Source organism: Actinoplanes sp. NPDC051633 (genome assembly GCF_040681735.1).
GTDB lineage: Bacteria > Actinomycetota > Actinomycetes > Mycobacteriales > Micromonosporaceae > Actinoplanes.
Genome location: NZ_JBFAZH010000182.1, coordinates 1 through 9,327, shown reverse-complemented (window position 1 = coordinate 9,327; position 9,327 = coordinate 1). Strand labels below are relative to the sequence as shown.

10 protein-coding genes and 1 pseudogene are annotated in these 9,327 nt (G+C 70.3%); 3 read left to right on the top strand and 8 right to left on the bottom strand.

From position 1 onward, the window contains the following. The 4 genes and pseudogenes from AB0M20_RS13350 to purN all read right to left on the bottom strand — a co-directional run. Window positions 1-169 (bottom strand): annotated as a pseudogene (locus AB0M20_RS13350) (malate dehydrogenase); the annotation flags it as partial. Window positions 170-186: 17 nt separating this feature from the next. Further along, window positions 187-717 (bottom strand): pentapeptide repeat-containing protein, encoded by a 531-nt coding sequence (locus AB0M20_RS13345; RefSeq protein WP_364297703.1) that lies wholly within the window; start codon window positions 715-717, stop codon window positions 187-189. Window positions 718-781: 64 nt separating this feature from the next. After that, window positions 782-2,335 (bottom strand): bifunctional phosphoribosylaminoimidazolecarboxamide formyltransferase/IMP cyclohydrolase, encoded by a 1,554-nt coding sequence (purH, locus tag AB0M20_RS13340; RefSeq protein ID WP_364297701.1) that lies wholly within the window; start codon window positions 2,333-2,335, stop codon window positions 782-784. After that, on the bottom strand, window positions 2,328-2,948 hold the full coding sequence (gene purN / locus AB0M20_RS13335; protein ID WP_364297699.1) for a phosphoribosylglycinamide formyltransferase: 621 nt from the start codon (window positions 2,946-2,948) through the stop codon (window positions 2,328-2,330). Before purN ends, purH begins: the two co-directional genes overlap by 8 nt. Window positions 2,949-3,086: 138 nt before the next feature. On the opposite strand from purN, the gene AB0M20_RS13330 reads away from it, so the two are divergent. Next, complete coding sequence (locus AB0M20_RS13330; protein WP_364297697.1) at window positions 3,087-3,353, top strand: hypothetical protein; 267 nt, start codon at window positions 3,087-3,089, stop codon at window positions 3,351-3,353. A gap of 56 nt (window positions 3,354-3,409) precedes the next feature. On the opposite strand, the gene AB0M20_RS13325 is transcribed toward AB0M20_RS13330, so the two are convergent. The 4 genes from AB0M20_RS13325 to AB0M20_RS13310 all read right to left on the bottom strand — a co-directional run bounded on the left by AB0M20_RS13325 (window position 3,410) and on the right by AB0M20_RS13310 (window position 7,733). Further along, the gene (locus AB0M20_RS13325) at window positions 3,410-4,750 is read right to left on the bottom strand and encodes a DUF6350 family protein (protein WP_364297695.1); all 1,341 of its coding nucleotides are present in this window, start codon (window positions 4,748-4,750) and stop codon (window positions 3,410-3,412) included. Window positions 4,751-4,834: 84 nt separating this feature from the next. Next, window positions 4,835-5,716, bottom strand: a complete 882-nt coding sequence (gene sucD, locus AB0M20_RS13320) for a succinate--CoA ligase subunit alpha (protein ID WP_364297693.1) — start codon at window positions 5,714-5,716, stop codon at window positions 4,835-4,837. Between the two features lie 4 nt (window positions 5,717-5,720). Then, on the bottom strand, window positions 5,721-6,899 hold the full coding sequence (sucC, locus tag AB0M20_RS13315; protein ID WP_364297691.1) for an ADP-forming succinate--CoA ligase subunit beta: 1,179 nt from the start codon (window positions 6,897-6,899) through the stop codon (window positions 5,721-5,723). A gap of 429 nt (window positions 6,900-7,328) precedes the next feature. Then, window positions 7,329-7,733: a cobalamin B12-binding domain-containing protein gene (locus tag AB0M20_RS13310; protein WP_364297705.1), complete on the bottom strand. Its 405-nt coding sequence runs from the start codon at window positions 7,731-7,733 to the stop codon at window positions 7,329-7,331. Between the two features lie 390 nt (window positions 7,734-8,123). Between AB0M20_RS13310 and AB0M20_RS13305 the strand changes: the two genes are divergently transcribed. Both AB0M20_RS13305 and AB0M20_RS13300 read left to right on the top strand, forming a co-directional pair. Beyond that, window positions 8,124-8,855 carry a M23 family metallopeptidase gene (locus AB0M20_RS13305; protein ID WP_364297689.1) on the top strand — a complete coding sequence of 244 codons (732 nt, stop codon included), beginning with the start codon at window positions 8,124-8,126 and terminating at the stop codon, window positions 8,853-8,855. 104 nt (window positions 8,856-8,959) lie between these two features. Then, a partial coding sequence (locus tag AB0M20_RS13300) for a hypothetical protein (RefSeq protein WP_364297687.1) occupies window positions 8,960-9,327 on the top strand: 368 nt, incomplete at its 3' end.

Genomic DNA, 9,327 nt, shown 5'->3' with positions numbered 1-9,327 from the left:
CGAAGCCCTCGACCGGCCGGGACTGGTTGAGGTCCAGCGCGATGCCGGCCGGCTTGCCCTCAAGGATGTCGGTGAGCACCACGGTGTCGAAGATGTCGTACTCGGCCAGACGCTGTGCGGTCGTGGACCCGTAGAAACCGGCGCCGACAACCGTGACCTTCTTACCCATGTTCTCCACTCCAAGAATCAGCCGCTTACCACGGCACCATATGCCGAGGCGAACAGCACCGCCTGGGCCAGGTCAATCTTCGCGCCGGTGATGTCGACGCCTTTCAGTGCTACTCCGTCCAGATTCGCGCCCCGCAGGTCCGTGCCCTTGAGCACCACGTCCTTGAGCCGCGCGTTCGACAGGTCGGCGCCGCTGAGGTCGGCCCGGGTCAGGTCGGCGCCGGTCAGATCCGCCTCGCGCAGCCGCAGCCCGGCGAGCTTGGCCGAGGTCAGGTTCTGCCCGCGCAGCCCGACGAAACCCCAGTCGCCGCCGTCGATGGTCAGCGGCCGCAGCGCGCAGTCGAGGAACTGGGTGCCGGTCAGCTTGCAGTCGGTCAGCGTGCCGTCGAAGAACGAGCACCGGGTCATCGTCGACTGCACGATCGCGCAGCGGGTCAGCACGGCGGCGTTGAAGCGGACGTTGCCGAACTGGCAGTGCGTGAAGGTGCAGGCGGTGAGCAGTGACTCGGACCAGTCGACGTCGTGGAACGCGCAGTCCTCGTAGTGCACACGGCCCTCTTCCGCGAGCGCCCAGTCCTGCCCGCGGAAGGTCTCGTTGTGTACGAAGCGCTCGTCAGTGATAGAAGTGCCTCGTCCCCGTGTGGTACAGCGTGAGACCCGCCTTCTCCGCGACCTCGATGCTGAGATTGTCGCGAATGGACCCGCCGGGCTGCACGACCGCCTTGACGCCGGCCGCGATCAGCACCTCCAGCCCGTCCGGGAAGGGGAAGAACGCGTCGCTGGCCGCCACGCTGCCGCGGGCCCGGTCGGCCCCCGCCCGGTTGACCGCCAGGTGCGCCGCGTCGACCCGGTTGACCTGGCCCATCCCGACGCCGACCGTGCCGCCGTCGTGGGCCAGCAGGATCGCGTTGCTCTTGACGCTGCGGATCGCCCGCCACGCGAAGGCCAGATCCCGCAGCGTCTCCTCGTCGGCGGCCGGGCCCGTGGCCAGCGTCCAGTTGGCCGGGTCGTCGCCGTCGGCGTCGATCCGGTCGGCCATCTGCACCAGCACGCCGCCGCCGATCTGCCTGATCTCGGCGGGCGCCGGAGCCCACCGCGGCGCGAGGAGGATCCGCAGGTTCTTCTTCTCCCGCAGCGTCTCCACCGCTTCGGCGGCGTAGGACGGCGCGACGATCACCTCCGTAAAGATGTCGCCGAGCTGCTCGGCCAGCTGCTGAGTCACCTCGCCGTTCACCGCGATGACGCCGCCGAAGGCCGACACCGGGTCGCACGCGTGCGCCTTGCGGTGCGCCTCGGCCACATCGGCGCCGATCGCGATGCCGCACGGGTTGGCGTGCTTGATGATCGCGACGCACGGTTCGGTGAAGTCGTTCGCGCTGCGCCAGGCGGCGTCCGCGTCGACGTAGTTGTTGTAGGACATCTCCTTGCCGTGCAGCTGCGTGGCGTTGGCCAGCCCGGGCGGCGCGGCGGGATCGGCGTAGAGCGCGGCCTGCTGATGCGGGTTCTCGCCGTAGCGCAACGGCGCCGCGACGGTCAGCCCGATCCCGGCGAACTCCGGCCAGTCGGCCGGCGCCAGCGTGGTGGCACACCAGTTGGCCACCGCGATGTCGTACTGCGCGATGTCGTAGAACGCGCGAGCCGCGAGCTGCTTGCGCTGCATCAGCGTGAAACCGCCCTCGTCGAGGGCCTGCTGGACCAGGGGGTACGCGCTGACGGCGGTCACCACGGCCACCGAGGGGTGGTTCTTGGCCGCCGCGCGCACCATCGCCGGGCCGCCGATGTCGATCTGCTCGACGCACTCGTCCTCGCTCGCGCCCGAGGCGACCGTCTCGGTGAACGGGTAGAGGTTGCTGACCAGCAGGTCGAAGGGCTGGACCCGGAGCTCGGCGAGCTGCGCCTCGTGGGCCGGCAGCCGCAGGTCGGCGAGCAGCCCCGCGTGCACGCCGGGGTGCAGCGTCTTGACCCGGCCGTCGAGACACTCGGGGAATCCGGTGAGCTCCTCGACCCGGGTCACCGGCACGCCGGCCGCCTCGATCCTGGTCGCGGTCGAGCCGGTGGAGACCACCTCGACGCCGGCGTCGTGCAGCGCCTGCGCGAGCTCGGTGAGGCCCGTCTTGTCGTAGACGCTCACCAGTGCCCGGCGGATCGGGCGTCGGCCCTCAGCCATTGATTCGTACCTTCCTGTCCTTGATGGTCCAGCCTGCGCGGACCAGGCGGCCGACCTGCTCGACCAGCTGCGCCCGCTCGGCGACCTTGATCCGCTCGGTCAGCGTCTCCTCGGTGTCGTCGTCCAGCACCGGGACGCTGACCTGGGCGATGATCGGGCCGGTGTCGACGCCCGCGTCGACGAAGAAGAGGGTGGCGCCGGCGATCTTCACGCCGTAGGCCAGCGCGTCGCGCGGGCCGTGGATGCCCGGGAACGACGGCAGCAGCGCGTTGTGCGTGTTGATGTAGCGGTCGCCGAACGTGGCCAGGAACGCTCGCCCGACCAGCTTGAGGAAGCCGGCCGAGATGACCAGGTCGGGCTTGTGCTCGGCGACCAGCGCGGTGAGCCCGGCGTCCCAGGCGTCGCGGCTCGGGAAGTCCTTGATCCGGGCCACGAAGGTGGGCACACCGGCGGCGGTGGCACGGTCGAGCCCGGCGATGCCGTCCCGGTCGGCGCCGACGGCCACGACCTGTGCGCCGTATGCGGGATCGGCGGAGGCGTCGAGCAATGCCTGCAGGTTGGAGCCGGAGCCGGAGAGAAGGACGACCAGGCGGGCGGGCGCTGGGTCGGTCACCCGAGCACCCTATCTCCGCGGGCACGGCGTGCCGCACACGGGTCGGTGTCACGGACACCACAAACTGCTGATCATCGGTTACGCTGCCCGTCTCTTTCACCGAATTCTCAGCAAGTCGTTTCCACACGGAGGAACCACGTGACGCCACCCCCTTACTACGGACAGCAGCCGCCTGCCGCGGCCGGCAACGACAAGGTGACGCTCTGGGGTGTCCTGGGCATCGTCTTCTCGCTCTGCTGCCCGATCCTCGGGATCGTCTTCTCGGTCCTGTGCCTGACCGAGGCGAAGAAGGTCGGCAAGCCGCCGACGCTGGCCTACATCGGCTTCGCGATCGCGGCGCTGTCGCTCATCGGTAACGCGATCGCCGCGTTCAGTGGCGCCTACAGCGGTTTCACCAACAGCTGATCAAGCCACACAAAGGAGCGCCCCGGCCGACTCGGCCGGGGCGCTCCTTGTTGCGGCTATTTCTTGTTGCGGAAGGACCGGCCTGCGGCGGCGCCCAGCAACGCGGCCACCGCGACCACCGCCGTCGTGACCAGGCCGACCAGCCACGGGTTCGGGCCGATCGAGGCCAGCCGGCCGTCGCCGAGCGACCCGGCGGACATCCAGGCGAGCAGGCCCAGCATCAGACCGGCGATCGGGCCGGAGGCGGCGGCCGAGCCCAGCACCAGCGACCATCCCGGATCCGGCTGGTCGCGGCGCAGGCGCTGCGTCAGCAGCCCACCGGCGAACAGACCCGCGAGCACCGGCACCGCCAGCAGCAACACACCGGTGGCGCCCATCGGACCGGCGGGCAGGCCGGCCAGCAGCGGCAGCGTCGGCAGCGGCCCGAGCACCACCTCGGTCAGCCCGACCGACGTGCCGGCGCCCAGCGCGAAACCCGGCCCCAACAGGTACGCCGCCGCCCACACCGCGGCGTTCGCCCCGTACGCGACGCTGACCAGCGTGATCCCGGCCTGCCCGGCGACCCCGGTCCGGTACGCGGAGATCATGTCCGCCGCCTCGCCGCCACCGAAGGCGACCGACAGACCGGTGCACGCGGCCCCCGCCGCCAGGATCAGCAGCGCCGCCACCACCCCGGTGCGCAACCCGTGGCGCACCACCGGCGGAAGCTTGCGGGCGAACAGCACCACCGCGTCCGTGCCGCGCAGCGAGCCGACCAGCGCGCCGACGAGGCCGATCACGAAGAAGTGGGCCGCCGCGCGCATCGGCGGGACGGTCAGCGTCTCACCGGTGATCAGCATCGCGGCGAGGGCGCCGAAGAACGCGTACCAGAGACCGACCGTGCCGGCCACCGTGAACGCCGCCCGCAGCGAGCCGGTGCGGCGCGCGCCGATCGCGCGGGTGACGTGCAGGCCGGCCCGGTTGAGCCGCCAGCCGGCCAGCAGGGTCAGCAGCAGCGGCGCCAGGGAGACCGGGCCGATCGAGGTGCCCAGCGGCACGCCGTGGCCGAGCAGCCAGGCGGCCAGCCCGCCACCGGCCGCGCCGGCCAGCCCGCCGGCGTCCTCGAAGGTGCGCGCCAGGCCGATGATCACGGCCACCGGCAGGTAGGACAGCAGGGCGGCCCAGAGGGTGGCGAAGCCCGCGGCGATCGGCAGCGGAGCCCGGTTCTTCTGGTCCCGCTGCCGCGGGATCAGGACGGTCTCGCGGTTCAGTGCCACGGTCGGACGGGCGTCGATGGCTCGGGTCGGATGACTCGCCAGGTCGACGCGCACCGTTTCCCGGGCGGCGTCGTCCCCCGCCTCGGCGACCATGTCGTCGTGGTCCGCCGAGCCGTCGGGACGGTCGGGAGTGTCCGGCATCGCCGCCTACTCTGACACGACGGCGCGCCGCATCCCGGGAAACCCGAGCGGCGGCGCGCCGTCGTCGTGTGAACGTATCCGAGCTCAGCTCATGATCTCGCGCATCAAGCGCGCGGTCTCGCTCGGCGTCTTGCCGACCTTGACCCCGGCCGCCTCCAGGGCGACCTTCTTGGCGTCGGCGGTGCCCGCCGAGCCGCTGATGATGGCGCCGGCGTGGCCCATGGTCTTGCCGGTCGGGGCGGTGAAGCCGGCGATGTAGCCGACCACCGGCTTGGTGACGTTGGCCTTGATGAAGTCGGCCGCACGCTCCTCGGCGTCGCCGCCGATCTCGCCGATCATCACGATCGCGTCGGTCTCCGGGTCGTCCTGGAAGGCCTTGAGCGCGTCGATGTGGGTGGTACCGATGACCGGGTCGCCGCCGATGCCGACGCAGGTCGAGAAGCCGATGTCCTGCAGCTCGTACATCATCTGGTAGGTCAGCGTGCCCGACTTGGAGACCAGGCCGATGCGCCCGGCCGGGGTGATGTCGGCCGGGATGATGCCGGCGTTGCTGGCGCCCGGCGACGCGATGCCCGGGCAGTTCGGCCCGATGATGCGGGTCCGCTCGCCCTTCGCGATGTTGTACGCCCAGGCGGCCGCCGAGTCCTGCACCGGCACGCCCTCGGTGATCACCACGGCGAGCGGGATCTCGGCGTCGATGGCCTCGACGATTGCCCCCTTGGTGAAGGCCGGCGGCACGAAGATGACCGACACGTCCGCGCCGGTCTCCTTGATCGCCTCGCCGACGCTCGCGAACACCGGGAGAGACGTGCCGTCGAAGTCCACCGTGGTGCCGGCCTTGCGCGGGTTGACGCCGCCCACGACGTTGGTGCCGGCGGCCAGCATGCGCCGGGTGTGCTTCGACCCCTCCGAGCCGGTCATGCCCTGGACGATGACCTTGGAGTCCTTGGTGAGCCAGATAGCCATCTCGTCACTTCCCCGCAGCCGCGAGCTCGGCGGCACGCTCGGCCGCACCGTCCATCGTGTCCACCCGCTGGACCAGCGGGTTGTTGGCGCCGCCGAGGATCGCGCGGCCGGCCTCGGCGTTGTTGCCGTCGAGCCGGACGACCAGCGGCTTGGTGACCTGCTCGCCGCGCTCGCCGAGCAGCGCGAGGGCCTGCACGATGCCGTTGGCCACCTCGTCGCAGGCGGTGATGCCGCCGAAGACGTTCACGAACACCGACCTCACCGACGGGTCGGAAAGCACCACCTCGAGGCCGTCGGCCATCACCTGGGCGCTGGCGCCGCCGCCGATGTCGAGGAAGTTGGCCGGCTTCACGCCGCCGTGGCCCTCACCGGCGTACGCGACCACGTCGAGAGTGGACATCACCAGGCCGGCGCCGTTGCCGATGATGCCGACCTCGCCGTCGAGCTTCACGTAGTTGAGGTTCTTCGCCTTGGCCTGCTGCTCCAGCGGGTCGACCGCGGACTGGTCGACCAGCGCCTCGTGGTCGGGGTGGCGGAACCCGGCGTTCTCGTCCAGCGTGATCTTGGCGTCCAGCAGCAGCACCCGGCCGTCGCCGACCTTCGCCAGCGGGTTGACCTCGACCAGCGTGGCGTCCTCGGCCACGAAGGCCTGCCACAGCTTCACCGCGATGTCGACGATCTGCTCGGCGACCTCGGCGGGGTATTGCGCCGCGGCGACGATCTCGCGGGCCTTGGCCTCGTCGACCCCCTGGTTGGCGTCGATCGCGATCTTGGCCACCCGGTCCGGCTGCTCCTCGGCGACTGTCTCGATCTCCATGCCGCCGGCCACGCTGGCGATGCAGAGGAAGGTGCGGTTGGCGCGGTCCAGCAGGTAGGAGAAGTAGTACTCCTCCGTGATGTCCGCGGTCTCGGCCAGCATCACCTTGTGCACGGTGTGGCCCTTGATGTCCATGCCGAGGATGTCCCCGGCCCGGGCCTGCGCCTCGTCCGCGCCGTCCGCGAGCTTCACGCCGCCGGCCTTACCGCGGCCGCCGACCTTCACCTGCGCCTTGACGACCACCTTGCCGCCCAGACGCTCGGCGATGACGCGCGCCTCCTCCGGGGTCTCTGCGACGCCGCCGCCCAGCACGGGCAGCCCGTGCCGTTCGAACAGATCGCGCCCCTGATACTCGAACAGGTCCACTGGTCTCCTTTCGCGGCGCGTCGTCCCGGCGCCACCGGCAAGCCTCAACTGGAGACTAGCCGTCCTCATCTCCACCGCCGCCCTTGACCTGACTGAAGGCTGGGTCACTCTCCGGGGTTCCGCAGCGGCGCGGGTGCGCGGTGTGCAAGACCGCACACAAGCACCACCGTGTCACCGGGGAAGAAACTTGCGGGAAGTCGCGTAACCCCCGCTGACAGGTCTCGTTGAGTGTGATGTCGGAGCGCTGAGCGGGCCGGTGGAAGCGGCCGATGCCCTGTCGGTCGAGGGGTGGCGGCGGGGCATCGTGCATAGAGAGGCCGGACGTGTGAGGGGTGCGTCCGGCCTCTCCCCTTGCCCGGCATTGACCTGCGCCTACTTCAGATTCGCCCCGGTGCCCCCGATGCCGGGCGATCCGAAAGCCGGCGGTCGTCAGCTCACCGGGCTCGAGACATTGGCGCGTACCCATTCGATGATGGATGCGGTGGTCGCGCCCGGTGTGAATATCTTCGCGACGCCGAGTTTCTGCAATTCGGCGATGTCGTCCTCGGGAATGATGCCGCCGCCGAACACGACAATGTCGCGTGCGTCACGTTCCGCCAATAGCTCCATCACCCTCCGGAACAGCGTCATGTGCGCGCCGGAGAGCACGGAAAGACCGATCGCGTCCGCGTCCTCCTGGATCGCGGTCTCGACGATCTGCTCGGGCGTCTGGTGCAGGCCGGTGTAGACGACCTCCATACCGGCGTCCCGCAGGGCCCGCGCCACCACCTTGGCGCCACGGTCATGGCCGTCCAGGCCCGGTTTGGCCACCACGACCCGGATCCTCGCCTGCATCTGCGACCCCTCCTCGACGAACGGCCCCTGTGAGCCCACCTGAACGAACGGTAACCCGCGGGGGGTACGCCGGGAAGCCGACTGGCGCAACGCGCTCGATTACGCCCCGCATTCGCTCTCTATTATTTGCGTCACATAACTTTCTGCTCGCGACTCAATAGCGGAGAGCTAGCAACGACTCTCGCACGAAAAGGTAACGAAGTCGGACATTCGCTCCACGGGGCTGATACGTAACTGTCAGGGAATTGGCGGTGCGACTTGTGACACGGACGCCGCTTCGTTACCGTGGCCCACGGCTGTCAACCGGTTAACCCCGGATGTAGCCCGGCCGACACCCTTAGGGGTCGTCCCAGCCGGCCTTTTATATGCAGTGTCGACGGAGGGTCGTACGTGCGTCAGCGCTTGTCGTCCGAGCCCGATCGCTATCGCGGTCGCCGACGCGTAGCCACCCCACCCCGCAGCCGCTATGCCGTTGTCGGCGCCGCGGCGTTCGTCGGGGCCGGTGTGGTCGCGCTGGGTTCGGCCTCGAGCTTCCCGGACGCCAAGGCCGTCAGCCCGAACGTGCTGCGCGACCTCGAGAGCTCCAAGATCTCCGAGGATATCGCCGCCCGCAACAACGACGCCGCGCGTGCCGACCGTTCGGATCGGGGCAAGAACAAGGCCGCGAAGCTGACCGACGCCCAGATCGAGGCGCGGGCCTGGGTGCTCCCGCTGGACGACTACCAGTTCACCTCGCCGTACGCGGTCCGGATGGGCAAGCTGCACCCCGGCATCGACCTGGCGACCTCCGAGGGCACCCCGTACAAGGCGGTGCACGGCGGCAAGGTGACCCAGGCCGGCTACATGGGCGGGTACGGCTACGCCATCACCATCAAGCACGACGACGGCAGCGAGGCGATCTACGCCCACTCCCGCCGGCTGCTGGTGAAAAAGGGCGACGTGGTGAAGCCGGGGCAGGTGATCGCCGAGGTCGGCAACACCGGCGCCTCGTACGGCACGCACCTGCACCTCGAGATCCACGTCGACGGCCGGCCCACCGACCCGGTGCCGTTCCTGCGCGAGCACGGCGTCGACATCAAGCTCAAGATGGAGCTGGTCTACGGCGATCTCGCCGCCTCCTGAGTTGCAGCTTGGTTGATCTGCACTGATCCGCCTTCATGGCGCCGCGAAGCGGCCGACAGCACATATGTCGGTCCGTTTTCGAAGCCTTGGAGGGTCAACCCGTCGTGCAGCAGAGCGCCGTCACCCCAGCACACTCCGATGACGCCGGCATGCGGGCCTACTTCGAGCTCCTGGCCTCCGCCGCCCCGCTGACCCCGGTCGACGACGCCGAGCGCGCCTACCGCGACCTGCTCGCGTCGACGCGGCCCCTCCGGTCGGACGGCGCGGCCGCCGCCTACCTCGCGCTGCTCGCCTCCGACGCCCCGCTCACCCCGGCCGACCTGCTGCCGCGGATCGCGACCGCCGGGCCGCATCCGCGCCCGCGCACCGGCCGCCGCGTCGCAGTCGGCGTTCGCGGCCGCAACACCGTGCTGGCGGCCGCCCTGATGGCCGGCATCAGCGTCGCCGGCGTGGGCGTCGCCGCCAACGCCTC

Coding starts and splice junctions, on each gene's coding strand:
- AB0M20_RS13310 (WP_364297705.1), bottom strand. CDS start 7,733: ATGCAGGCGAGGATCCGGGTCGTGGTGGCCAAACCGGGCCTGGACGGC.
- purH (WP_364297701.1), bottom strand. CDS start 2,335: ATGGCTGAGGGCCGACGCCCGATCCGCCGGGCACTGGTGAGCGTCTAC.
- AB0M20_RS13325 (WP_364297695.1), bottom strand. CDS start 4,750: ATGCCGGACACTCCCGACCGTCCCGACGGCTCGGCGGACCACGACGAC.
- sucD (WP_364297693.1), bottom strand. CDS start 5,716: ATGGCTATCTGGCTCACCAAGGACTCCAAGGTCATCGTCCAGGGCATG.